The sequence below is a fragment of the Gordonia sp. PvP123 genome, from assembly GCF_040547295.1.
Lineage (GTDB): Bacteria > Actinomycetota > Actinomycetes > Mycobacteriales > Mycobacteriaceae > Gordonia > Gordonia terrae.
Genome location: NZ_JBEPPN010000011.1, coordinates 25,652 through 49,738 on the forward strand (window position 1 = coordinate 25,652; position 24,087 = coordinate 49,738).

General features: G+C 68.3%; 24 protein-coding genes. 8 read left to right on the forward strand and 16 right to left on the reverse strand.

What is annotated here, in order from left to right; translation table 11 throughout:
* Nucleotides 1-5: 5 nt before the first annotated feature.
* From nirD to ABIC25_RS20385, 6 genes are all read right to left on the reverse strand, one after another.
* Nucleotides 6-446 (reverse strand): nitrite reductase small subunit NirD, encoded by a 441-nt coding sequence (gene nirD / locus ABIC25_RS20360; RefSeq protein WP_004023435.1) that lies wholly within the window; start codon nucleotides 444-446, stop codon nucleotides 6-8.
* Nucleotides 443-3,028, reverse strand: coding sequence for a nitrite reductase large subunit NirB (gene nirB / locus ABIC25_RS20365; RefSeq protein WP_354562902.1), 2,586 nt, complete (start codon nucleotides 3,026-3,028; stop codon nucleotides 443-445). Before nirB ends, nirD begins: the two co-directional genes overlap by 4 nt.
* A 37-nt stretch (nucleotides 3,029-3,065) precedes the next feature.
* Nucleotides 3,066-4,571, reverse strand: a complete 1,506-nt coding sequence (locus tag ABIC25_RS20370; RefSeq protein ID WP_004023437.1) for a nitrate/nitrite transporter — start codon at nucleotides 4,569-4,571, stop codon at nucleotides 3,066-3,068.
* Between the two features lie 239 nt (nucleotides 4,572-4,810).
* Nucleotides 4,811-5,665: a TIGR02569 family protein gene (locus ABIC25_RS20375; protein ID WP_004023438.1), complete on the reverse strand. Its 855-nt coding sequence runs from the start codon at nucleotides 5,663-5,665 to the stop codon at nucleotides 4,811-4,813.
* A 74-nt stretch (nucleotides 5,666-5,739) separates the two neighbouring features.
* Complete coding sequence (gene moeZ / locus ABIC25_RS20380) at nucleotides 5,740-6,948, reverse strand: adenylyltransferase/sulfurtransferase MoeZ (protein ID WP_004023439.1); 1,209 nt, start codon at nucleotides 6,946-6,948, stop codon at nucleotides 5,740-5,742.
* A gap of 56 nt (nucleotides 6,949-7,004) precedes the next feature.
* Nucleotides 7,005-8,048 (reverse strand): DUF3152 domain-containing protein, encoded by a 1,044-nt coding sequence (locus ABIC25_RS20385; protein ID WP_064570863.1) that lies wholly within the window; start codon nucleotides 8,046-8,048, stop codon nucleotides 7,005-7,007.
* A 66-nt stretch (nucleotides 8,049-8,114) separates the two neighbouring features.
* On the opposite strand from ABIC25_RS20385, the gene fasR reads away from it, so the two are divergent.
* Entirely contained in the window at nucleotides 8,115-8,870 is a 756-nt protein-coding gene (fasR, locus tag ABIC25_RS20390; RefSeq protein ID WP_354562904.1) for an HTH-type transcriptional activator FasR, read from the forward strand.
* A 137-nt stretch (nucleotides 8,871-9,007) separates the two neighbouring features.
* Here the strand turns inward: fasR and ABIC25_RS20395 are convergent, their stop codons facing one another.
* On the reverse strand, nucleotides 9,008-9,238 hold the full coding sequence (locus ABIC25_RS20395) for a DUF3107 domain-containing protein (protein ID WP_004023442.1): 231 nt from the start codon (nucleotides 9,236-9,238) through the stop codon (nucleotides 9,008-9,010).
* 124 nt (nucleotides 9,239-9,362) lie between these two features.
* Nucleotides 9,363-10,076 carry a ferritin-like fold-containing protein gene (locus ABIC25_RS20400; RefSeq protein ID WP_064570864.1) on the reverse strand — a complete coding sequence of 238 codons (714 nt, stop codon included), beginning with the start codon at nucleotides 10,074-10,076 and terminating at the stop codon, nucleotides 9,363-9,365.
* 299 nt (nucleotides 10,077-10,375) lie between these two features.
* Here ABIC25_RS20400 and ABIC25_RS20405 point away from each other — a divergent pair, with 299 nt between their 5' ends.
* Both ABIC25_RS20405 and ABIC25_RS20410 read left to right on the forward strand, forming a co-directional pair.
* On the forward strand, nucleotides 10,376-11,995 hold the full coding sequence (locus ABIC25_RS20405) for a DEAD/DEAH box helicase (protein ID WP_354562906.1): 1,620 nt from the start codon (nucleotides 10,376-10,378) through the stop codon (nucleotides 11,993-11,995).
* Between the two features lie 10 nt (nucleotides 11,996-12,005).
* Nucleotides 12,006-13,280: an Rv3212 family protein gene (locus ABIC25_RS20410; RefSeq protein ID WP_354562907.1), complete on the forward strand. Its 1,275-nt coding sequence runs from the start codon at nucleotides 12,006-12,008 to the stop codon at nucleotides 13,278-13,280.
* A gap of 30 nt (nucleotides 13,281-13,310) precedes the next feature.
* Here ABIC25_RS20410 and ABIC25_RS20415 read toward each other — a convergent pair whose 3' ends face one another.
* Together ABIC25_RS20415 and ABIC25_RS20420 are read right to left on the reverse strand one after the other, a co-directional pair.
* Nucleotides 13,311-14,099, reverse strand: a complete 789-nt coding sequence (locus tag ABIC25_RS20415; RefSeq protein WP_248643212.1) for a ParA family protein — start codon at nucleotides 14,097-14,099, stop codon at nucleotides 13,311-13,313.
* A 62-nt stretch (nucleotides 14,100-14,161) separates the two neighbouring features.
* A complete protein-coding gene (locus ABIC25_RS20420) occupies nucleotides 14,162-14,593 on the reverse strand; it encodes a hypothetical protein (protein ID WP_004023447.1) in 432 nt (143 codons plus the stop codon).
* A gap of 130 nt (nucleotides 14,594-14,723) precedes the next feature.
* On the opposite strand from ABIC25_RS20420, the gene ABIC25_RS20425 reads away from it, so the two are divergent.
* Nucleotides 14,724-15,674: a diacylglycerol/lipid kinase family protein gene (locus tag ABIC25_RS20425; protein ID WP_354562992.1), complete on the forward strand. Its 951-nt coding sequence runs from the start codon at nucleotides 14,724-14,726 to the stop codon at nucleotides 15,672-15,674.
* On the opposite strand, the gene ABIC25_RS20430 is transcribed toward ABIC25_RS20425, so the two are convergent.
* Nucleotides 15,578-16,822: an MFS transporter gene (locus tag ABIC25_RS20430; protein ID WP_248643213.1), complete on the reverse strand. Its 1,245-nt coding sequence runs from the start codon at nucleotides 16,820-16,822 to the stop codon at nucleotides 15,578-15,580. The two genes, ABIC25_RS20425 and ABIC25_RS20430, sit on opposite strands and share 97 nt — an antisense overlap.
* A 415-nt stretch (nucleotides 16,823-17,237) precedes the next feature.
* Between ABIC25_RS20430 and ABIC25_RS20435 the strand changes: the two genes are divergently transcribed.
* A complete protein-coding gene (locus ABIC25_RS20435; protein ID WP_004023450.1) occupies nucleotides 17,238-17,492 on the forward strand; it encodes a WhiB family transcriptional regulator in 255 nt (84 codons plus the stop codon).
* A 122-nt stretch (nucleotides 17,493-17,614) separates the two neighbouring features.
* Here ABIC25_RS20435 and ABIC25_RS20440 read toward each other — a convergent pair whose 3' ends face one another.
* Both ABIC25_RS20440 and ABIC25_RS20445 read right to left on the reverse strand, forming a co-directional pair.
* Nucleotides 17,615-19,120 carry a sensor histidine kinase gene (locus tag ABIC25_RS20440; protein WP_064570867.1) on the reverse strand — a complete coding sequence of 502 codons (1,506 nt, stop codon included), beginning with the start codon at nucleotides 19,118-19,120 and terminating at the stop codon, nucleotides 17,615-17,617.
* Nucleotides 19,121-19,160: 40 nt separating this feature from the next.
* Nucleotides 19,161-19,376 (reverse strand): biotin/lipoyl-binding carrier protein, encoded by a 216-nt coding sequence (locus ABIC25_RS20445; protein ID WP_033206071.1) that lies wholly within the window; start codon nucleotides 19,374-19,376, stop codon nucleotides 19,161-19,163.
* Between the two features lie 238 nt (nucleotides 19,377-19,614).
* On the opposite strand from ABIC25_RS20445, the gene ABIC25_RS24970 reads away from it, so the two are divergent.
* Nucleotides 19,615-19,689: a 50S ribosomal protein bL37 gene (locus tag ABIC25_RS24970; RefSeq protein ID WP_369758845.1), complete on the forward strand. Its 75-nt coding sequence runs from the start codon at nucleotides 19,615-19,617 to the stop codon at nucleotides 19,687-19,689.
* Nucleotides 19,690-19,780: 91 nt separating this feature from the next.
* On the opposite strand, the gene rsrA is transcribed toward ABIC25_RS24970, so the two are convergent.
* On the reverse strand, nucleotides 19,781-20,068 hold the full coding sequence (rsrA, locus tag ABIC25_RS20450) for a mycothiol system anti-sigma-R factor (protein ID WP_004023453.1): 288 nt from the start codon (nucleotides 20,066-20,068) through the stop codon (nucleotides 19,781-19,783).
* Nucleotides 20,065-20,871 carry a sigma-70 family RNA polymerase sigma factor gene (locus tag ABIC25_RS20455; RefSeq protein ID WP_033206094.1) on the reverse strand — a complete coding sequence of 269 codons (807 nt, stop codon included), beginning with the start codon at nucleotides 20,869-20,871 and terminating at the stop codon, nucleotides 20,065-20,067. The genes rsrA and ABIC25_RS20455 overlap by 4 nt, the downstream gene beginning before the upstream one ends.
* Nucleotides 20,872-21,047: 176 nt before the next feature.
* Here ABIC25_RS20455 and ybaK point away from each other — a divergent pair, with 176 nt between their 5' ends.
* Both ybaK and ABIC25_RS20465 read left to right on the forward strand, forming a co-directional pair.
* On the forward strand, nucleotides 21,048-21,545 hold the full coding sequence (gene ybaK / locus ABIC25_RS20460; RefSeq protein ID WP_248643214.1) for a Cys-tRNA(Pro) deacylase: 498 nt from the start codon (nucleotides 21,048-21,050) through the stop codon (nucleotides 21,543-21,545).
* Between the two features lie 37 nt (nucleotides 21,546-21,582).
* Nucleotides 21,583-22,353: an SOS response-associated peptidase gene (locus ABIC25_RS20465; protein WP_064570896.1), complete on the forward strand. Its 771-nt coding sequence runs from the start codon at nucleotides 21,583-21,585 to the stop codon at nucleotides 22,351-22,353.
* Between the two features lie 154 nt (nucleotides 22,354-22,507).
* Here ABIC25_RS20465 and ABIC25_RS20470 read toward each other — a convergent pair whose 3' ends face one another.
* Nucleotides 22,508-23,989: a flavin-containing monooxygenase gene (locus ABIC25_RS20470; protein ID WP_354562910.1), complete on the reverse strand. Its 1,482-nt coding sequence runs from the start codon at nucleotides 23,987-23,989 to the stop codon at nucleotides 22,508-22,510.
* Between the last annotated feature and the right edge of the window lie 98 nt (nucleotides 23,990-24,087).

The following is a 24,087-nucleotide window of genomic DNA, read 5'->3' on the forward strand; positions in this document are numbered from 1 at the left end:
GGTGTTCACGCCGGGAAGTACACCTCGACGATGCGGTTGCTCACGCGTACTCCGTAGCTCGGGACCGACACCGTCTCGTCGTCCAGGCAGAGTCCGGTCCGGAGCGCGAAGACCTGCTTGCCCAGCGGCGAGGCGACGGTGGGTTCTCCCCCGCGATCGCCGGTGAGCCCCCGCGACAGAACCGCGGCACGGCCGAACGGATCGATGTTGCCGATGGCGTACAGCCGGGAGCGGCCCGGTGCCGCCTCGCGGTCCGACTCGGCCGCGGGCAGCCGGAACAGGGCGGCCTGGACGCCGTCGGGACCGAGCACGGCGACCCCGCGTCCGACTATCAGATCGTCGATGGAACAGGCGCGCACCCAACTCCCCTCGCGCACCCCGACGGCGGTACCGGTGGGTGTGGTCTCCGCGGACATGGTGTCGGCCTCCCCTGGCGCGATGGTCATGTGGGCACTCCTTCTCTCACCGGTGCGGTGCTCGACGCCTCCGGGCTCGACACGTCCGCTCCCGGGCGGACCGACGGCATGTCGAGCAACACCGGCGCCTTCCGTTCGTGGTCGGCGAACCGGATGGTCGGGTCGACGACATCCGGCGCGTTCACGAACGAGACGAACCGCTTGAGCTTGTCCTCGTCGGCGAGTACCGCCGCCCACTCGTCCTGATAGCCGCCGACGTGGCGGGCCATCGCGTCCTCGAGTTCGGCGGCGAGGCCGAGGCTGTCCTCGCAGACGACGTCCTTCAGATGGTCGAGGCCACCTTCGAGCGACTCCAGCCACGGCGCTGTGCGCTGCAGTCGATCGGCGGTTCGGATGTAGAACATGAGGTACCGATCAATGTAGGCGACGAGGGTCTCGTCATCCACTCCGCTGGCGAGCAGGACCGCGTGCTTCGGGCTCTGGCCGCCGTTGCCGCCCACGTACAGGTTCCAGCCGTGCTCGGTGGCGATCACGCCGACGTCCTTGCCCCGGGCCTCGGCGCATTCACGGGCACACCCCGACACCCCGAACTTGATCTTGTGAGGCGAGCGCAGACCCCGATATCGCTTCTCCAGCAGCACTGCCATGCCGACCGAGTCCTGCACGCCGTACCGGCACCACGTCGAACCGACGCAGCTCTTCACCGTCCGCAGACTCTTGCCGTACGCCTGGCCCGATTCCATCCCGGCGTCGACGAGGCGCCGCCAGATCTCGGGCAGCTGGTCGACGCGCGCCCCGAACAGGTCGATGCGCTGGCCACCGGTGACCTTGGTGTACAGCCCGAAGTCGCGGGCGATCTCGCCGATGACGATCAGCTGTTCGGGGGTGACCTCGCCGCCGGGCATCCGCGGCACCACCGAGTACGACCCGTTCTTCTGCATGTTCGCCAAGAAGTGGTCGTTGGTGTCCTGCAGCGCAGCCTGCTCGCCGTCGAGGATGTGCTCGCTGGAGGTCGACGCCAGGATCGACGCGACCGTCGGCTTGCAGATCTCACATCCCAGGCCGGTGCCGTATCGCTCGATGAGCTCGGAGAACGTCCGGATGCCCGTGACCGCGACGATCTCGAACAGTTCGGCGCGCGACTGGGCGAAATGATCGCACAGCGACTTGCTCAGTTCGACCCCCGACGCGGCGAGCAGCTGCTTGATGCTGGGCAGGCAGCCGCCGCACGTGGTGCCGGCCGAGGTACAGCCTTTGACCGCGGCGATGTCGCACGCCCCGTCGGCGATCGCCGAGCAGATCGAACCCTTGGAAACCCCGTTGCACGAGCAGATCTCCGCGTCGTCGGGCAGTGCGTCCATACCGACCGCCGCACCGCCCTCGGGTGCGATGAGCGCCGCCGGGTCGCCCGGGATCTCTCGGCCGACCATCGGCTTGAGCATGGCGTAGGCCGATGCGTCGCCGACGAGGATGCCGCCGAGAAGCGTCTTCGCGTCGTCGCTCACGACGATCTTGGCGTACCTGCCGGCGACGGCATCGTGATAGGTGATCTCGAGCGCGTTCGCGGTGGCGCCGAATGCGTCCCCGAAGCTGGCGACATCGACGCCGAGGAGCTTGAGCTTGGTGGACAGGTCGGCACCGGGGAACTCCGACGTGCCGCCGAGCAGACGGTCGGCGACCACCTCGGCGGTCGAGTACCCGGGGGCGACGAGGCCGTAGCAGCGGCCCTCCACGGCCGCGACCTCGCCGATGGCATAGATGTTCTCGTCATCGGTGACACAACCGGTGTCGACGAGCACGCCGCCCCGCTCACCCACCGCCAGTCCCGATTCCCGCGCCAGCTGATCGCGCGGCCGGACACCCGCCGAGAAGACGACCAGCGAGGCGTCGATCGTGGATTCGTCGGACAGCGTCACCCGCAGGCCACCGCCTTCGGCGTCGGCGATCTCGGATGTCCCGACCCCGGTGTGGACCTCGAGTCCGAGATCGGTCACCAGGTTCTTCAGGATCGCGCCACCGCCCTCGTCGACCTGCATCGGCATCAGGCGCGGGGCGAACTCCACCACGTGCGGGGTCATCCCCATGAGCTTGAGGGCGTTGGCCGCCTCGAGCCCGAGCAGTCCACCGCCGACGACGACGCCCGTCGCCCCGGGACCGGCCGCCTCGGCCGCGGCCCGGATGTCGTCGAGGTCGTCGAGGGTGCGGTAGACGAAGCACCGGTCGTTGTCGTGCCCGGGAACCGGCGGGACGAAGGCGTAGGAACCGGTCGCGAGAACCACGGCGTCGTAGGCGATCTCTCGGCCGCCCGAGGTGACGACGCGCCGCGCCTCGCGGTCGATGCCGGTGACGGTCTCCCCGAGATGCGTCACCACGTGGTCGTCGCCGGCGTACGTGTTTCCCTCGAGTGCGAGTGAATCCCTCAGCCAGGCACCGACATACGAGGACAACCCCACCCGGTCGTACGCCGGGTCGATCTCCTCGCTGACGATCTCGATCCGCCACCGGTCGGTCGCGTCACGCTCACGGAGCGCCTGCACGAAGCGGTGACCGACCATGCCGTGGCCCACCACCACCACTGTCTTGGTTGTGCGCGTTGCGGTTTCGCTGTTCACTGCTCTGAACTCCCTTGCCTCGCCGGACCCGTGCGGATCAGGCCAGCGCTTCGTTGGTTGCCTGCTTGTCGGTGCCCTCGGACGCGACACCGGTCGGTGCGCCCTCGTCGCCGGTGGAAGCCCCACCCTCCGGGGTGCCGGCCACCGACAGATCGGTGGTCTCCGCGAGGACGATCGGGCGTCGGGCGTAGAACCACCAGGTCACGACCGCCGCCAGGACGTAGAAGAGCATGAACACCCAGAAGGCCATCGTCGCCGACTTGTTGGTCTGATAGCTGGCCCGCAGCACCAGGTTGATACCCACGCCGCCGAGACCTCCTGCTGCCCCGGCGATCCCGATGAGAGCGCCGGACATGCTCCGCGACCACTTCGTCTTGCCGAGTGAGTTCAGTCCACTCTGCGTCCGCGCCTTGTGCTCCCAGATGGTCGGGATGATCTTGTACACCGACCCGTTGGCCAGGCCCGACAGCAGGAACAGCAGGATGAAGCCGATGATGAAGGCCGTCAACGTGGCGCCGGTGATCGTCTTGCCGTTGTTGTCGGCGATCGTGCCGGCGACGACGAGGATCGCCGCGGAGAAGACCATCGCGATGAAGGTGTACAGCGTCACCTTGCCACCACCCACGCGATCGGCCAGCTTCCCGCCGTAGGGGCGGATGACCGACCCCAGCAGCGGGCCGATCCACACGATCTGCGCTGCCGCCAGCGCCGGCTTCGCCACTCCGGCCTCGGTGAAACTGATGTTGAGGACCTGGCCGAAGGCGAACCCGAAGCCGATGAAGGAACCGAACGTGCCGATGTAGAGCAGGCAGATGAGCCACGTGTCGCGGTACTTGAGGCAGTCGATCATCGCCCGACCGCTGGCCGTCTGGTGGTCCAGGTTGTCCATGTAGATGGCGGCACCGATGCCGGCGACAGCCAGGGCGACGAGGTAGATGGCGCACACGATCTCCGGCTGGTCGGCGAAGAGCCAGATGACCAGCAGACCGATGACCTGGACGACCGGCACGCCGATGTTGCCGCCGCCCGCATTGAGGCCCAGGGCCCAACCCTTGAGCCGCTGCGGGTAGAAGGCGTTGATGTTGGTCATCGACGACGCGAAGTTGCCGCCACCGAAACCGGTGATGGCCGCGACGGCGAGGAACCAGCCGAACCCGAACTCGCCCGGGTTCATCATCAGCATCATCGTCAGCCCGGTGGGGATGAGCAGCACGACGGCGGAGAAGATCGCCCAGTTGCGCCCGCCGAACCGGGCGGTGGCCTGGGTGTAGGGGATCCGCAGGCAGGAACCGACCAGGGTCGCGGTGGCGGCGATGACGAACTTCTGGTCCATGCTGATGCCGTACTCGGGGCCCATGAACAGGGCCATCACCGAGAAGAGCGACCAGATCGAGAAGCCGACGTGCTCGCAGATCACCGACCAGATCAGATTGCGTTTGGCGATCGCGGCGTTGCCGTTGTCCCAGGCGACCCGATCCTCGGGATCCCAGTCGGTGATGGTGTGGTCGCGTTTCAGGTTGGCTGTGAGGTCTGCGAATGCCAAGGCTCCGCCTCCGATGGTTGCTGGTCTACGTGGTGTCACTGCCGTGCACGGGGCCGGACGTGCAGTGGTGGCTGTCGTGGAAGACGCCGACACCGATGTCGTGCGACTCGAGACCAAGTGTGGAGGGGGTGTGTTGCGCGGATTTTCCGCGAGGTGACCGCATGGTCACGTTGTCCTCACTCCGTCACAACGACGGTGTGAGAACCCTGTCAGCTCTCGATCAGGGCTGTGAGCTGCGGTTATACGAGCAAACGTACATGTTCGACGACTCGCTGCAACCCGGGCAGTGCGCCCGAGGTCGACCGCGGGTGCAGGGCGTGGACGGCCAGCCGGAACATCGTCGCCCGCAGCATCATCTGCGGCCACTCGGGCTGATCGGACCAGCGCTGGATGAGCTCGGTGTCGGCACCGCCCCAGGCGAGGGCGTCGACCACCGCGACCGCCGCAGCCCACGGCGCGGGCCGCCAATACGGGACGATGTCGGTGATGCCGGGGGCCGCGGCCCCCGCGAACAGAACCGTGCCGAAGAGGTCACCGTGCACGACCTGAGACGGCAGATCCACCGGTTTGCGAAGCTTCGCAAGGGTTTTCAGCATGTCGACGCTCTGCACGCCGTCCGGCGCGGTCGGTTCGGCCATCCCCGCGGCACGGGCCGATCGCAACGGAACCTCTTCCCACGCGGCGCGGTCGGCGGCGGTGAAGACATCGACATCGGTGTGCGGCGGGGCCGGCGGCTGGAGCAGGAACCGGGGCCGTTCGAGCGAGGCGGTCGCCTCGTGCAGGCGGTCGGCGACCAGCACGACCTCGTCGTGCCTGGGTTCGGGGGTCCCCGCGATGTAGGTGTCCGCCCGCCACCCGGACACCACGTACCGCCCGTCGGTGGCGCGGAAGGGACGCGCGATGCGCATGCCCTCGACGAACAGGGACTCCCGCACCGACGCCGACCACGCGGCACGCGCGTGGTCGGGAACCAGGGACAGCACGACTTCGCCGACACGCCACCCGCCGACCCACGATTCCCCCATCGCGATGGGCGGGTGGGCGGTGAGCCCGAACGTGTTCAACACATGTTCGGGCGGCTCGACGGTGTTCACGTTGGCCAGATTACCGAGCGCGGTTGCCCGGTCACGGAAGGCACGCGGCAGCCATCACGCGCAGACAGCCGGGATCAGTAGACCGGAAGCGTCTTGTCGACCTGGTTGGCCCATGCGGTCACGCCGCCCTGCAGGTGCGTCGCGTCGGCGAAACCGGCTCGCTTGAGCGCGGCCAGTGCCTCCGCGGAACGGATACCGGTCTTGCAGTACAGGACCGTGGGGCGGTCGTGTGGTACCTGCGCGAGCCCCTCACCGGAGAGGATGTCGCCCTTGGGCACGAGTGTGGCGCCGTCGATGCGGACGATGTCCCATTCGACGGGCTCCCGGACGTCGATGATCGCCAGCTTCTCCCCGGCGTCGATCTTCGACTTGAGTTCGACGGCGGTCAGCGTCGACCCCGCCGCGGCATCGGACGCCTCGGAGGAGACGACGCCGCAGAAGTCGTCGTAGTCGATGAGGCCGGCGATGCGTTCGCCTTCCGGGTCCTTGCGGATCTTGATGGTTCGGTAGGTCATGTCCAGCGCGTCGTACACCATCAGACGGCCGAGGAGGGGTTCGCCGATCCCGCAGATCAGCTTGATCGCCTCGGTGCCCATGATCGAGCCGATCGAGGCGCACAGGATGCCGAGGACGCCGCCCTCGGCGCACGACGGCACCATGCCGGGCGGCGGCGCCTGCGGGTAGAGGTCGCGGTAGTTGAGCCCGCGACCGTCGGGAGCGTCCTCCCAGAAGACCGACGCCTGACCCTCGAATCGGTAGATCGACCCCCACACGTAGGGCTTGTGCGCGAGGACCGCGGCGTCGTTCACCAGGTACCGGGTCGCGAAGTTGTCGGTGCCGTCGAGGATGAGGTCGTACTGCGAGAACAGTTCGATCGCACCCTCGGGCTCGAGCCGCTGGTCATGCAGGTTGACGGTGACGAACGGATTGATCTCCAGGATGGAGTCCCGCGCGCTCTCGGCCTTGGGCCGCCCGATGTCGGACTGGCCGTGGATGACCTGGCGCTGCAGGTTCGATTCGTCGACGATGTCGAACTCGACGATGCCGATCGTGCCGACCCCGGCCGCGGCGAGATACAGCAGTGTCGGCGAGCCCAGTCCGCCGGCGCCGATCACCAACACCTTGGCGTTCTTCAGACGCTTCTGACCGTCCATGCCCACGTCGGGGATGATCAGGTGACGGCTGTAGCGGGCCACCTCTTCGTTGCTCAGTTCCGCGGCCGGTTCCACCAGCGGCGGCAGCGACCCAGTGGGCGACCCTTGCGACGACACGAACGCCTCCATTGTTCAGGCTGACTACGGACTCCTGACACAACGGCAGAGCTCGCGGCCGCATTCCCTCAGCGGGTGGGGAACGGCCACGGGTTGGGCCGGCACACGAAGGTGCGGTTGGCCTTCATCTGCGGGTCGAGGGCCATGATCTCGGCGTTCGCGACGCCGAAGGACTGCTGCATCATGATCGGCGCGAGCGCGCCGTCCTCGCGGCACGCCTCGTGGGATTCATAGCCGATGCCGTGCCCGACCTCGTGATTGATGAGGTACTGCCGGTAGGCGACGTCGTCGCCCTGATACGACAGGGCCCCGCGCACCCAGCGCGCCTCGTTGAGCGTGACCCGGGCCTGCGGCGGGTAGTAGCACGACGTCTCCAGCCGGATCTGGTAGCCGCAGAGCTCACGGGTGGTGCCGGTGGAGGTGAGGGTGATGCGCAGGTCGGGCTCGCCACGGTCGACCCTGCGGAAGGACACCCGTCCGTCGCCGATCCAGCTGCGCGGGTTGGCCAGCGTGGTGTCGACCATCTTCGCGAAGGTCGGGTCACCGCCGTAGTCCTGCGGGTCGAGACCGTTCTCGACCTCGACCGTGTAGGTGTAGACCTGACCGCCGGTACCGACGGGCGGACCGCCACCGCGCAGCACCCGGAAGGTCTTGCGGGCCCGCTCGGTGAACGGGCCACCCTGCGGCAGCGTGCCGGCCGGCAGCGCGGCCGCCTGGATGTCGCCGGTCGGCGCTCCGATCGGGCGGGTCTCCTTGCTGATGTCGGTGTTGCGCGCCGCGGAGTCGGGGCTGGCGGCAGCAGCCGGTTCGAGCGCATCGGTGCGGCCGTCCCGGACGGTGACGACGATGAGCGCGATCGTCAGGATCGAGAGCACCGGGATGGCGTACGCGCGCCAGCCGTAGGTCGAGACGAACCGCCCGAGAGCGGACTGCTTCTTGTATTCCGGCTGTGCATCGCGGTCGACGCGGGGACGTCCGCTGTCGTCGGTCGGATCCCAGCGCGCTCGAAGCGGCTGGTCCGGTCTGGGGCGTCCCGACGATCTCGGGCCGACGTCCTTGGCACGCACCCGGCCGCGTTCGGGCTCGGGGCCACCGTCCTCAGTGCGGCTCACCGGTCAACTTTCTCACAGCAGACCACCGATACTGCGCAGGAAGCTCCCCCGAGTACTCTCTTGGGCATGTCGACCGCAACCAATGCATCCGCCGTGCCTGGACGCAGCACCCGCCTGCCGCGCAGCGCACGACGTATGCAGTTGCTCGACGCGGCCAGTGAGATCTTCGTCGAACGCGGCTACCACGCCGCCGGCATGGATGAGATCGCAGTGCACGCGGGCGTGAGCAAACCCGTTCTGTATCAACACTTCCCATCCAAACTCGACCTGTACATCGCGGTCGTCGATTCGCACGCCGAGAAGCTGGTCAGCGACGTCAACACCGCTCTGCGGACGACGACGGACAACCGCCGGCGCGTGCGCGCAGCGGTCCAGGCGTTCTTCGACTTCATCGACCAGGACAACTCGGGTTACCGGTTGATCTTCTCCTCCGACGCCTCCGACCCCGCGGTCATCCGGCGGGTGGAGGGTGCCACCGAGGCGTGTGTCGACGCGGTCTACGGACTGGTCATGCACGACTCCGGTCTCGATCCCTATCGCTCACGCATGCTGGCGTCGGGACTCGTCGGCGCCAGTCAGGTCAACGCGCGCTACTGGCTCGAGGCCAAGCGGCCCGTCGACAAGCAGACCGCCGTCGACACCACGGTCGCGCTGCTGTGGGGCGGGTTGTCCCACTTCCCGCGTCAGACGGCTGCGGCCGAGGCGCAGCCTGCGGGCGCCGAGTCCGAGGGTGTGACCGGCGCCGGGAGCCAAGCGAGCGGGCCGAATCTGACCGGCGCCGGGAGCCAAGCGCGCGGGCCGAGTGTGACCGGCACTGCCTGAATCCACTCGAGCACATGAGAAGGGGCCTGTACGCCATCGGCGGGTTCTAGCGATCCCCGCAACACCCTGGCTTTCAGGGAGTTGCGGGGATCGGCGTACAGGCCCCTTCTCGTCGATCTACGCGCTCGGGTGTCTCGTCAGGAACCGAACCCGACGCGCCGGTTCTCCGATGCCCCCACCTCGACATAGGCGATCTTGGTGACGGGGATGAGGTAGCGCGCGCCCTTGTCGTCCACGAGGGACAGCAGTTGCTGCTTTCCACCCAATGCCGCCTCGACCTCGGCGAAGGCCTTGTCGCTGGTCAGGGTCGACGCGATGGTCAGCTCCCGCGGGCTGTCGGTGATGCCGATCTTCACTTCCACGGCCATGTGCCGCCCTCCTCGGTGTCTAACAACGCTTGCCGCACAAGGCTAGTGCAGCAGCTGCACGGCGGGACAGGCACTCCGCTGAGAGCGAAACGCGCCGGCGGCAATCGCGGAGGTCAGGTGCGACTCAAGCGAGTCCGAGGTCGGCCATCCGATCGGCGTGTTTGCCGGCGACGACGTCGAAGAATCCCGCGACACCGGTGAGCGAACTCGCGCCGGCGAAGAGCAGATCGGTGACCTCTTCCTCGGCGGCGAGGACCCACTGTGCATGTGTGATGGCCTCGCCGAGCAGCCGGCGGCCCCACAGCACGAGTGCCGACTTGATGGACGGATCTGCCTCGACCGCAGCCCGTACCTGGTCCCGGGCGAACTCCGAGTTGGCGGTTTCCGACATCACCTCGGCCATCACCGCTTGCGAGTCCGGGGGCAGCATGTCGGAGAGTTCCGCGTAGAAGTCGGCCGCCAGTCCGTCGCCGACGTACGCCTTGACGAGCGCTTCGTACCAGGTCTTCGGCGTGGTCGCGCGGTGGTACTGGTCGAACACCGAACGGTAGCGCTCGACGGCCTCTGCCGCCCCGAGGCCGGTCATCGCCTCCACGCGCTCGGCGAGGCGGTCGAAGTGGCCGACCTCCGAGGCGGCCATGCGGGCGATCGCGATCCGACTGGGCACGTCCGGCGCCATGGCCGACTCCTCGATGAGCCGGTGGAAGGCGGCGAACTCGCCGGCAAGCAGCACGGCGAACAGCTTCCCGATGGCCGAATCCTGCATCTCGGCCGACACCACCGTGGTGGACGTCGCAGCTGACGGGATCGACTCGGACGGGTCGGGTGCAGGCGCCATGAGGTGATGGTAGCGGGCCGCCGCCGGGCACCAAGTACACTCGACGGCGGTGCACTCCGACGGGACCCCCCGTCGCTTGCCCGCTGAGCTGCGCGGCCGCGCGTGCTCGCCGGCGCGAGCGTGTGGATGTGACGACGGCGGTGCTCGCGAGTGATCTCGCGGGACCTGCGAGTTCTTCGCGATACCCGGTCACATCCCCGGTGCCACTACGACATATGCGCGTGCACTTTCGAGCCTTCCTCGTGCGCGCACCGAAACACATCGCGCGCAGACCGGCCCAGAAAGGCATACAACCGCACATGAGCGATTCCGCCGTGCAGACGACCATCGTCGACGACACCCACACCGCGCCCACCTTCGCCGAACTCGGCGTCGACGAGCGTATCGTCTCGGCCCTCGCCGCAGACGGCAAGACCCACACCTTCGCGATCCAGGAACTGACCCTGCCGCTCGCGCTCGAAGGCCACGATCTCATCGGTCAGGCCCGCACCGGCATGGGCAAGACCTTCGGCTTCGGCATCCCGCTGCTGCATCGCCTCGCACACGCCGAGGAGACCGGGGTCCGTCCGCTGGACAACACCCCCCGCGCGCTGGTCATCGTGCCCACGCGTGAGCTGTGCGTGCAGGTGACCGGCGACCTCCAGGTGGCGGCGCCGTCGCTCGAGGTGACCTTGGCCGACGGGCGCAAGCGCCCGTTGAAGGTCACCTCGATCTATGGTGGCCGCCCCTACGAGTCCCAGATCGCCGAGCTGCAGTCCGGCGTCGACGTCGTGGTCGGCACCCCGGGTCGTCTCCTCGACCTCGCCCAGCAGGGCCATCTCGTCCTCGGCAAGGTGTCGATACTGGTCCTCGACGAGGCCGACGAGATGCTCGATCTCGGCTTCCTGCCCGACATCGAACGCATCATGTCCGCGCTGCCGACGCCTCGTCAGACGATGCTGTTCTCGGCGACCATGCCCGGCCCCATCGTCACCCTGGCCCGCACCTTCCTGAACCGGCCGACCCACATCCGGGCCGAGAACGCCAACGATTCAGCAGTCCACGATCGCACCAAGCAGTACGCCTACCGCGCACACGCGCTGGACAAGGCCGAACTCGTCGCCCGCATCCTCCAGGCCGACGGCCGCGGCGCGACGATGATCTTCACCCGCACCAAGCGCACCGCGCAGAAGGTCGCCGACGACCTCGCCGAGCGCGGCTTCAAGGTCGGCGCCGTCCACGGCGACCTCGGCCAGGTCGCCCGCGAGAAGGCACTCAAGCGGTTCCGCGACGGCACCATCGACGTGCTGGTCGCGACCGACGTGGCCGCCCGCGGCATCGACATCGACGACGTCACGCACGTCATCAACTACCAGTGCCCCGAGGACGACAAGACCTACGTGCACCGCATCGGTCGTACCGGTCGCGCGGGCCGAACGGGTATCGCGGTGACCCTCGTCGACTGGGACGAGCTGCACCGTTGGGAACTCATCGACAAAGCGCTGAACCTCGGCATCCCCGACCCGCCGGAGACCTACTCGACGTCGGAGCACCTCCGCTCGGATCTGTCGATCCCCGAGTCGAAGACCGGTCGTGTCGCCGCGCCCAAGCCGCCGCGTGATCCCGACGAGACCAGGGAGACGCGCGCGGACCGCGAGCCCCGCAAGCGCTCGACCCGCACCCGCCGGCGCACCCGAGGTGGGCAGACGGACGGCGACACGGCATCGGTGGCATCCGGTACAGAGTCCGCCTCGACCGAGTCCGCCGGCTCGGCCGACGCGGCGCCCGCCGACGCCGGCACCCCGGCCGGTGACGGCACCTCGAAGCCGCGTCGCCGCCGTCGTCGCCGCGGGGGCGCCAACCGCACGCCCGCCGGCGACCAGACCGCGTCGTCCGGCAGCGAGGCGAGCGCCGAGTCGTCAGCGGCCGTCGCCGACTGACCTGACCCACGTGGCACGAGTCCGGCCCGAACGGCGCCGCCCGATCGACCTCGCGGTCACCGCGGCCATCCTGGTCGTCGTCGCAGCCCTCTGCGTCACCGCCTGGGCGCTGAGCCCGGTCCGTCACACGACCAGCGTGCAGGCCCAGGCCGAGCCCGCCGCGATCGAACCGGCGAAGTCCGTGCCGGAGCGCTTCGTCGCCCGCTGGCAGGCCGACTCCGACGCCACCACCGTCCCGGCCGTCGGTACCTCGGTCGTCGTCACCGGCAACGGTGGCCGGGTGGTCGGACACGACCCGTCGACCGGACGCGAACTCTGGTCGTACAGTCGCGATCTCGATCTGTGCACCGTCGGCACCGCCTGGACCGCGAGCTCGGACCTGGCGCTGGCGGTGTACCGCAACAGCCGCGGATGCTCGGAGGTGACCGCACTTGACGCGGGCACCGGGGGGCGTGCGGGTGCCCGTACCAGCGACGCCGACCCACAGATCCGGCTCGTGACCGACTCGGGATATGCCGTCGCGCAAGGCTCCCGGCGGATGGAGACGTGGGGGTCCAACCTCGTCCGCGGCATCGAGTACGGACGGGTCGAGGCACCTGTTCGCCCGGAGGACGCGCCCGACCGTGCCGACTGCGAGTTGTTCTCGTCGGCGGTGTCCGGTGATCGCGTCGCCGTCGTCGAGCGCTGCGCCGACGATCCCGGGTATCGGCTCACCGTCCTCGGCGCGGTGCTGGGGAACGACGAGAACGTCGAACAGTACGGGTCGTCACTCATCACCGGCGACGTGAGCGGCCCGCCACCGACACTGATCGCGATGTCGTCCTCGGGGATCGCCGTCTACGACGGCGGGGCGGCACCGGCCGAGCCCCCGACGATCGGCGCGGAGAGCGGCCCGGCGATCCGGCGCTTCGACACCGACGGCATCGCGGCCGGGACCAACACCGTCGCCGGTGACGCCACACCCCCGGCGGGAAGTGTCCCGATCTCCTCCGACGGGGTGGTCACCTACTGGACCGGCAAGGCGACGGTCGTCCTGAACGCGCAGACGCTCAACCCGATCTATCAGGTTCCGGGCACTCTCGGACCCGGCCAGGTGATGGCGGGACAGCTCCTGTTGCCGAGCGCGACCGGGATCAGCGTCCGCGACGTGGCGACCGGCCGTGAGATCCGGTCGATCCCGTTGGCACGGAGCGCACCGGCCGCGCCGGTCGTGAGTCTGCGGGTACTGGGCGACGTCGTGGTCGAGCAGCACGGACCGCGCGTCGAGGCCTTCGGTCCGGGCTGACCGGCACCCGCAGACCGCCGACGCCGGGCCTCAGACCTGGAAGGTGCCGACCTTCTCGCCGGCCTCCCAGTGCTTCCACAGATTCTCGGCCAGAACGCGATATGCCGTGGCGCCCTTGTTCTTTCGACCCCGCATCACCGAGGTTCCGGATGCCGAGGCCTCCGCGAAACGCACGGTGCGCGGGATCGGCGGGTCGAGCACGGGCAGATCGTAACGATCGGAGACGTCGGCGAGCACGTCGCGGCTGTGCGTGGTGCGGGCATCGAAGAGAGTGGCCACCGCGCCCAACATCGTCAGATTCGGGTTGGTGATCTGCTGGACCTCCCGCACGGTGCGCAACAGCTGCCCGACGCCACGATGGGCGAGCGTCTCGCACTGCAGCGGCACGATGACCTCGTCGGCCGCGGTCAGACCGTTCAGGGTGAGCACGCCGAGCGACGGCGGGCAGTCGACGATGACGACGTCGAAGTCCTCGGCCACCTCTGCGAGCGCCCGCTTGAGCGCGTACTCCCGACCCGGCCGCATCAGCAACAATGCCTCGGCGCCGGCGAGATCGATGGTTGCCGGCAACAGCGTGACCTTGTCCTCGGTGTCGAGCAGGACGTCGGCGATCTCCTCGTCACCGAGCAGCACGTCGTGGACCGAGGAGCTGAGCTGGTCGGGATCGTGCCCGAGCGAAAAGGTGAGACAGCCCTGGGGGTCGAGGTCGACGACGAGCACCGAGACGTCGAGGTCGGCGAGGGCGGCCCCGAGGGACTCCACCGTGGTGGTCTTGGCGACCCCACCCTTCTGGTTGGCAATCGCGAGGATGCGCGTCATGCGCCCTACTGTACGACCGCCCGGGCCGGAACCGTCGGGTAAGACCCCCGGCGGTTCGACTCTCAGGCGCCGGGCTCGGGCCCCTCGGCGAGCCAGCGCACCGAGGGCGGACTGAACAGCATCACGAGGGCGGCGAGGGCCGCCAACGCCAACGGGACCGCGAAGACGGCCCACCCGCTGGTGAAGATGTAGTAGGACACCGGCAGGAGCAGGATCTGCGCCATCATCGCGATCGTGCGACCCCACCGCCGGCCGGTGAGCAGTGCGAGCCCGCCGAGCAGGACCCCGCCGCCGATGATCCCGAACCATCCCGCGGTGCCGTACCCGCTGATCGCCGCCTCTTCGTGTCCGGCGAGGCCACGGACCACGAGAACCACCGCGACCAGGACCCCGGCCAGCCCTTCGATCGTGGTCACCGCACCGGCGATCTTGATCTGGCGCGGGGTCACCGACGGATCGGTGTCGGGTTCCGGACGGCCGCTGTCGGTGCTCACCGCCCCAGGATATTTGGTGGGCTCGCGCGCACCGCCGGGGGTCCACACACGAGCGCGATCACACCTGTCCGCACGAGCGCGATTACGCGCGGGCGGGCCCGACCCCATATCCTCGGGTGTCGTGCGCGTCATGCTCATCGTCAATCCGTTCGCCACCGCGACCAGTCCCGCTGGACGCGACGCACTGGCGCACACCCTGAGCGCGCACTTCCACCTCGACGTCGAGCTGACCACCCACCGCGGACACGCGTTCGAACTCGCCGCGCGCGCCGCTGCCGAGGACTTCGACACCGTGATCGTGCACGGCGGCGACGGATCGGTGAACGAGGCCGCCAACGGTCTCCTCGACCCGCCGTCGAGCAGCGACCCCGACCGGGACCGTCCCGCACTGGCCGTGATCCCCGGCGGCAGCGCCAACGTCTTCGCCCGCACGCTGGGAATCGACCCCGACCCGTTGCTCGCGACGCAGCAGATCATCTCGCTGCTCGACGCGGGCCAGAGCCGCCGGATCGGCCTCGGTCACACCGACGACCGGTGGTTCCTGTTCAACGCCGGCATGGGCATGGACGCGGTGGTCGTCCACGCGATGGAGGACAAGCGCCACGCGGGCAAGACGGCGACCCCGGCCCGCTACCTGTGGACCACGATCACCAGCTTCCTGAAACAGTCCGGCTCGTCGGCCACCTTCGACGTCGAGATCCCCGGGCGTGACCGGATCATCGGCGCCCGTTTCGGTTTCGTCTCGAACACCAGCCCCTGGACCTACCTCGGACCGCGGGAGATTCGCACCAACCCCGACACCGGGTTCCATACCGGCCTCGGCGTGTTCGTCGCGACCTCCACCGGCGTCCTCCGCAACCTCCCACTGGCGACCAGGCTCCTGTCCCAGGCAGACCCCAAGGCGCGCCATCTCTTTCGAGACGACGACGTCGACGAGGTGTGCTTCCACGCCGAGGCACCGATAGACGTGCAGATGGACGGCGATTACATCGGGGCGTTCCGCGACATACGCTTTCGCCATCGCCGCGACGCGCTGACCGTCATCGCACCGCCGATCAACATCCCCGAGACCACGACGTAGGGCAGCGCGGCGACGACGAAGAGGCCGGCAGGCCCCAGCCACGCCGAGCCCAGCGCCCAGCCGGCGTACGCCAGGATCGCGACCACTTCCTCACCCATCCCGGCCAGCGACGTGACGGTGGCGCGCGAAGTCGAACTCAGCCGGTCCTGCAGTTCGGCGTCGGCGACGACCCGCGCCCAGCCCAGGACGCCGAATGCGACGGCGACGCCCAGCGCTGCCACCGGGTGCCCCCACAGCGCGGCTCCGATGAGCGCGATGGCGCCGAGGCCCACGGCGGGCCCGATCGCGGCAACCGACCGAAACCGGCCCGCGGCGAGCGCGCCCGCGATGTCGCCGACCGACACCACGGTCATGAGCAGGGCGACCCCGCCCGGATCGGTGTGCCCCGACCCGCCCGCGTCGTCGCCCAGGAACGACCCGATCAGCAGCGGGAGGTATTCGTCGAGCGCCGCGACCCAGGTCAGGGCGACGCCCAGCAGCAACATCCGTCGCGCCACCGGTTGTGTCCGCAGCGACCGCCGGCCACTGCGGACGATCGCGTACCAGCCCGGGTCCGGTTCGCCGTCTGCGGACCCGAGGTCGTCGTGGTCCGGCCGGTTCCGATCGGCGCGCGTCTCGGGCAGCATCGCCGACAGCAGCGAACACACCAGGCAGGCGACGACGCTCGCGACGCCGACCAGGCCATAACCACCCCAGGAGAACAGCGGCGCAGCCAGGGCGGTGCCGCCGATGACCCCGAGCGCCGCGGCCGCCCGCATGCGCCCGGACAACCGTGCGTAGTCGTGCGTGCGGCCCAGTCGAACCAGTTCGTCGTAGACCAGGGCCTGGGTCGTACCGGACCGCAGGGAACCCCCGAGTGCCCACAGCACGAATCCGGTGGCGAAGGAGAGGAACGACGGCGCCGCCGTCCAGAGCGCGAAACCCGAGGCAGTGATCAGCGGACCGACGACGAGCAGCTTCCGCCGGGACAGGCGGTCGGCCAGCACTCCGGTGGGAACCTCGACGATCACCGACGACACCGACCAGATCACGAACAGGGCCGAGATCTCGGCGGGCCCGAGGCCGGCGCCCGGGACTCCGGGGTCGGCGAAGAGCACGGCGTAGAGCGGATAGAGCGGGATCAGGTCTTCGAGGAGGGCGGCACCCACTGCCGCGACGGTCAGCCTGCGGTGGGTCCGATCAAGCGGTGTGGATCAACATCGTCGGCGCATGTGGTGAAGAATACCCTCGCGCGTCCGGCCACGTCACGAGCTGTTTCACACAGGGTCGAGGTCGCGACCAGCAGAAAGTCGTCGACAGTACCGTCGCGAGACGAGTAGGCTACTACAAGGCCGTGAGACACACTGCCCGGACCCCCCTCCGGGGGTCGGCGACCGAAGTGCTAGGCGAGCGACGTGATGTTGCCCACGTGTTAAGCAAACCCATTGACTTCGGCTCGATTCGTGAAAGTATTCACAAGCAACAACGCGGAAACATTTGGTGCGCCGCGTGAACTGAGAGTTACAGCCAACAATCACCAGCACGACGATCGAGTGGTGCAAACGCGCCCGAAGGAGTAGAGGAATGGACTGGCGTCACAAGGCCATCTGTCGCGACGAGGATCCGGAACTGTTCTTCCCCGTGGGGACCAGCGGCCCGGCCATCGCGCAGGTCGCCGACGCGAAGCTCGTCTGCGCACGGTGCCCCGTCACCGCCGACTGCCTCTCGTGGGCTCTCGAGTCCGGCCAGGATGCCGGCGTCTGGGGCGGCATGAGCGAGGACGAGCGACGCGCCCTCAAGCGCCGTACCGCACGTACGCGTACCCGGAGCAGCGTCTAGGCCTTCACCGGCCGGCCCTGTTCCGGATTCGAAGAAACCCGGCCCCGGCCGGGTTTTTTCGTGCTCGCGCTCGTCGCCTCCGGCCGAAGCCTCTGCCGGCCAACCGGGTTCGCGACCGGGTCTCACGCGCGCAGCGGAATGTAGACACCCACTTCGGTTCCCACGCCACCGGGGTTGGCGCGGACCTCGAGCTCGCCGCCGAGCTCGATGGACACCAGCGTCTTCACGATCTGCAGGCCGAGGTTCTCCGAGGTCGTCAGATCGAACTGCTCAGGCAGCCCGGAACCGTTGTCGCGGACCGCTATTCGTAACCCACGCACATCCCGTTCGGCGACGACCGCGATCTCGGCGTCGTCGCGCGGAGCTCCGTCGAAGCCATGTTCGATCGCATTCTGGATGAGTTCGGTGAGGACCATCACCAGCGGCATCGCGAGTTCGGCGGTCAGCACACCCAACCGATCACGGTGGCGCACAGCCACCCTCGCCTCCCCCGACGCGACATCGACCAGGATAGGTACGAGCCGATCGACGACCTCGTCGAGATCGACCTCCTCGTCGACACTGCCCGACAACAGCTCGTGGACGAGTGCGATGGAGGCCACTCGGCGGACCGCCTCGTTGAGGGCCTCTCGCGCGTCCGAGTTGGACGTGCGCCGCGCCTGGAGCCGCAGCAGCGCCGACACCGACTGCAGATTGTTCTTCACCCGATGATGGATCTCGCGAATGGTGGCGTCTTTGCTGATCAGGGCGCGATCGCGCCGCTTGACCTCGGTGACGTCGCGGATCAGGACCACGGTGCCGGTGATCTCCCCACGCGGACGGAGCGGCACCGCGCGGATCAGGGCCGTGGCCCGTCGCGCGTCGGCCTCCACCCGCATCCCGATGTCACGGTAGGGACCGGTGGGCACCTCGGTCACGCCGGCCGCGATGTCGAGCATCAGGGCGACGTCGTCGGCTTCGAACGGCTCGGTGATGAGTTGCTTCACGACGTCGGAGAGGTGCGTGTGATTGAGTTCGGCGGTCCATCCCATCCGGTGAAATGCCGACAGCGCATTCGGGCTGGTATAGGTCACCATCCCCTGGCCGTCCAGACGCACGAAGCCGTCGCCCGCACGCGGTGTCGACAGTCCGCGCGGATTGCCCTCCTCGTGCGGGAAGGTCCCATCCGCGACCATCTGACACAGGTCGTCGGCCGAATCCTGGTACGCGAGCTCGAGCGGCGACGGCAGGCGCGGGTGGGTCAGATCGACCGCCCGGGTGGCCACCGCGATCACTGCGCCGTCGTGGCCGACCGGGACGGCTTCCTGCCGCATCGCCGTCGCGCCGAACCAGGTCGGATCCTCGTCACGGAGGATGCGGTCGGAGGTGAAGGCGCGCAACACCTGCGGATGGGCGTCCGTGTCGATGACCCGGCCGACCTCGTCGGTCGGGAAGACCGTCGACGCGGTGTTGGGACGGCACTGGGCGACGGTGACCACCGCCCCGGACTCCGTGCGCACCGACAGCAGGAGGTCGGCGAACGACAGATCGGCGAGCAACTGCCATTCGGCGACGAGCCGTTGCAGGTGGGCAGCTGCCGAGTCGGACAGCGTGGTGTGTTCGGCGAGGAGATCGGAGAGGGTCGACATCTCAGGACACGGGGCGTCGAGCGGCCGGCGCGGGGCGCCGCTACTCGAAGACGGCGATCACATCGCCGGCCTGGATGACATCGCCGACCTCGACCTTGACCTCGGCGAGCGTGCCCGGCTCCTCGGCCAGCACGGGGATCTCCATCTTCATCGACTCGAGCAGGACCAGCGTGTCGCCGACCTCGATCTGCTCGCCCGCAGCGACGCGCACCTCGAGGACACTCGCGACGATCTCTGCCACCACGTCTTCTGCCATGCACCCAAATTAGCCCACGGCGCCCCGCCCGGAAGCTCCGGTGCCGGGGCGTGAGCGGAGGTGTTTTTGGCGCATGGGAGAATCCCTGAGACACTGTGATGTCCCGATCAGCAGGGATGTCCTCCCCGGCCGATGTCAGGGTTGTCTCAGCACTCTGTGCGAACCAGCACACGGGGCGAACCAGTACACGGCGGGCCCGCTATCGGCGACGCCCGCCCCGCAATGAAGGAGATGCGTCATGGGAAAGCGCGGACGCAAGAAGCGTGCTCGTAAGAAGAACGCTGCCAACCACGGCAAGCGCCCCAACGCCTGATCACCGCTCACCGCGGTCTCGGCGAACGAGCAGCGAAAAACGCCCGGGTACGGCCATCAGGCCGCCCGGGCTTTTTCGTGTGCTCGTGGCGTCACCGTTCGGATTCGGTGACCTCGTGCACGATGACGGTCTTGCGGATCTCGATGCGCAGGCGATCCCGCAGACCCTGCGGGGCCTGATCGCCACCGCACTTGCGGTTGACGAGCGCCTTGAGCTGCTGCTCGATGCCATAATGCGCCAGGCAGGACGGGCAGGAGTCGAGATGCCCCTGGAGGCGTTCGCGGGCGTTCTGGTCGCACTCGTTGTCGAGCAGGAGCCAGACGTCGGCGATGACGGCGGAACAGTCGAGCTGGGTCAGCTCCGGATCGACGTCGCTCATCGGGCCACCTCCGCATCCGTCACGCGTGCGGAACGGTTGAAGCCGCGCTCGCGCGCGACGTCGGCCAGCAGCTCACGCAGCTGGCGACGTCCGCGATGCAGGCGGGACATGACGGTACCGATCGGGGTGTCCATGATCTCGGCGATCTCCTTGTACGGCAGGCCTTCCACATCGGCGTAGTACACGGCCATCCGGAAGTCCTCCGGCAACTCCTGCAGTGCGGCCTTGATCTCGTCATCGGGAAGGGCGTCGAGCGCCTCGATCTCCGCCGACCGCAACCCCTGCGAGGTGTGCTCGGCGGTCGCGGCGATCTGCCAGTCGGTGATCTCGTCGGTCGGGTACTGCGCGGGCTGACGCTGCTTCTTGCGGTAGCCGTTGATGTAGGTGTTGGTGAGAATCCGGTAGAGCCAGGCCTTGAGGTTGGTGCCCTCCCGGAACGAGGCGAATGCGGTGAACGCCTTGATGTAGGTCTCCTGGACCAGGTCCTCGGCGTCGGCGGGATTGCGGGTCATCCGCAGCGCGGCACCGTACATCTGGTCGAGCAGCGGCAGCGCATCGCGCTCGAACCGCTCGGTCAGCTGCTCCGGCGACTCGTTCGGATCGGCCCGGCGGGGCGCCTTGGCGGTCCCGGTTCGGCCGGTCTCGGACGACTCTGTGTCGGATGCTTCTGTGTCGGACACTACGATCCCTTCGATGGGAGGCATCACGGAGATGTTGTCGATCAAGCTTACCGACCCGTCCCCCACCGAGAGCGACCTCGGTTCGGTGCGCTGCGGGAGTTCCATCACGGCCGCGGTACTCATCTGCCTCCCGACCTCCTTCGTGTCCGTGTGCGTACGTCCGTTGTCCGAACAGTCCCAACAGAGCACGACCGGCGGTTTGTTCCCGGGTCGCCGTCGTGATCGCCACGCCCGGCCCACGCCGGCGACGGGTCGCGTCCCCACGATGTCCCTGTCCACCACCAGGAGGTGACCGAACGATGGCGTCCACTCCGGCGATCGCCGCTCTCGAACGCGCTCGAATCGCCCACTCCGTGCATCGGTACGCACACGATCCCCGATCCGAGGCCTACGGTGCGGAGGCCGTCGCCGCGCTCGCCGACGCCCTCGGCGTACGCGCCGAGCAGATCTTCAAGACACTGGTCATCGAACTGTCCGGCGGCGAACGATCCGGACTGGCGGTCGCGGTGGTCCCGGTGCCCGGCAAGCTCTCGCTGAAGTCGGCGGCGGCCGCGCTCGGGGCGTCGAAGGCGACGATGGCCGAGACCAAGGCCGTCACCCGGACCACCGGTTATGTCCTCGGGGGCGTCTCCCCGGTCGGCCAGCGAACCCTGTTGCCCACCGTGATCGACTCCTCGGCGACGGCGTTCGACAAGGTACTGTGCAGCGCGGGCAAACGCGGCCTCGAGATCGAACTCGCCCCGGCCGATCTGGTGACGATCACCGAGGCCGTTGTCGCCGACATCGCCGCAGGCTAGTCGCCCGCTGTCGCACCATTAGGGCAGCATGGACACCATGTGCGGACGCTATGCGGTGACCACCGACCCGGCAAAGCTGGCGGCAGAGATCGACGCCGTGAACGAGGTACCCGACCCCGCGGGTGAGGATTCCACCGATCTCGATGCCACTCCCCGGTCGCCGGGCGTGAACTACAACGTCGCGCCGACGACGACCGTGATGACCGTCGTCAAGCGACACTCACCCGGGCAGCCCGACGACGATCCGTTGTTGCGCATCCGGGCGATGCGTTGGGGCCTGGTGCCGCCGTGGGCCAAAGAGGTCGGGAAGGGGCCGCTGCTGTTCAACGCGCGAGCCGAGAGCGCAGCGGAGAAGAGTTCGTTCCGTTCCTCGGTCAAGTCGCGGCGTTGCCTCGTACCGATGGACGGCTGGTACGAGTGGAAGAAGGGGCCCGCCGACAGCAAGGGCAAGCCGACCAAGATCCCGTTCTACATGTCCCCGCAAGACGGAACCCGGCTCTTCATGGCGGGCCTGTGGTCGGTGTGGCACCCCAGGACCGGCCCCGACTCACCCGATCAGCCCCCGCTGCTCAGCTGTTCCATCCTCACCACCGACGCGGTCGGCGACCTCCGCGATGTCCACGACCGGATGCCGCTGATCATGCCGTACGACAGCTGGGATGCCTGGCTCGATCCCGACGGCCGCGCACCCGACGACCTGTTCGCCCCGCCGGCCGAATCGCTGGTCGACGCCATCGCGATCCGCGAGGTCGCCCCACTCGTCAACCGGGTCGCCAACAACGGACCCGAGCTGCTGAACCCTTCGTGACGCTCGCAAGCTCGCTCCTCAGGGAACGGTGGACGCCCGCAAGCTCGCTCCTCAGGGAACGGTGGACGCTCGCAAGCTCGCTCCTCAGGGAACGGTGGACGCTCGCAAGCTCGCTCCTCAGGGAACGTGGTGAGCGAGGTGTTCTCGTGAGCGATCAGCTGAATTCGTAGTCGCGCAACGGGAACGAGTTCATCTCGCGCAGGGTGCGCAACGTGGAGGCCGGACGCAGGAGCGTCGCCTCGCCGTGCTGGTTGAAGTAGTAGCTGCGCGAGGTCGCACAGTCCCCGTTGTAGAAGACCGAGGACTGCAGCCGGTCGGTCACCTCGTCGAGGAAGGCATCGTTGGCCGCCTCGGTGACCTCGAAGGTGTGCCGGCCGCGGCGTCGGAGTTCGCCGAAGAGGCGTGCGATGTGTTTCATCTGCCCCTCGATGGTCGTGAAGTACGACAGCCCGCTGTACGAATACGGACTGTTGAGGGACAACAGATTCGGGAACTTGGGGACCGTCACACCCTCGTAGGCCTGAAAACGGTTCTCGCGCCAGAAGTTCCCGAGGTTGCGTCCGTCCCGACCGATGATGTCGAAGGCCGGGAAGTTGACGTCCCAGAGGTTGAACCCGGTGGCGAGGACGAGGGTGTCGATCTCGGTGCGCGTGCCGTCGGCCGCGAGGATCGCATCGGCCTCGAGGCGGGCGATACCGCTGGTCTCCAGCGTCACGTTCGGCTTGGCGAAGCTGGCGAAGTAGGTGTTGGAGAAGGTCGGACGCTTGCATCCGAAGTCGTAGTCCGGCGTCAGCTTGCGCCGCAGTTCCGGGTCGTCGATCTGCGACCGCAGGTGCGCCTTGGCCAGTCGGGCGGCCAACCGGTTGCCCGGCTTGACCTGCTTGAAGTGCAGGACGCCGAACACCATCAGCAGCTCCAGCAGCGACGAATTGACTCCTCGCGCAGCCCGTTGCGTGACCGGAATCCGGCGGAACAGCTGTTGCACGACCGCCGGGATCGCGAAATCGATCTTGGGGACCACCCAGATCGCGGTGCGCTGGAACACGGTCAGGGCGTCGGCATGGGCGGCGATCTCCGGGATGAGCTGCACGGCGGTGGCTCCGGTGCCGATCACCGCGACCTTCTTGCCCGTGAAGTCGAAGCCGTCCTTCCAGGCAGCGGTGTGCAGGATCGTGCCCGCGAAGTTCTTGATCCCGGGGAACTCCGGGACGTGCGGTTGCGACAGGAACCCCGTCGCGGTCACCAGATAGCGGGCGGTGCGCTCGCTCCCGTCACCGGTGCGGACACGCCACAGCTGATCGTCGGGGTCCCATGAGGCGGACTCCACGAGCGTCCCGAACTCCATGTGCCGCTTCAGGTCGTATTTGTCCGCGACGTGATGGGCGTAGCGCTTGAGCTCGGCGCCCGGCGCGAACAGCCGGGACCAGTTCGGGTTCGGTTCGAACGAATAGGAATAGGTGACCGAGGCGATGTCGACGGCCAGTCCGGGGTAGTGGTTCACGTGCCACGTACCGCCCAGGTCGTCTTCGCGTTCGAGGATCGCGATGTTGTCCAAGCCCTGGCGCTTGAGTTCGATCGCGGCGCCCATTCCGCCGAAGCCGGCGCCCACGATCACGACGTCGAGTTCTGGTTGCATCCGACACCCCCAACTAGCTGTTCGGCGAACTTAACTGTTACCACCAGTTACTGTAACTCAGCACACAGCGCCGGACCAGAGCCGGACCCGTCGGACCG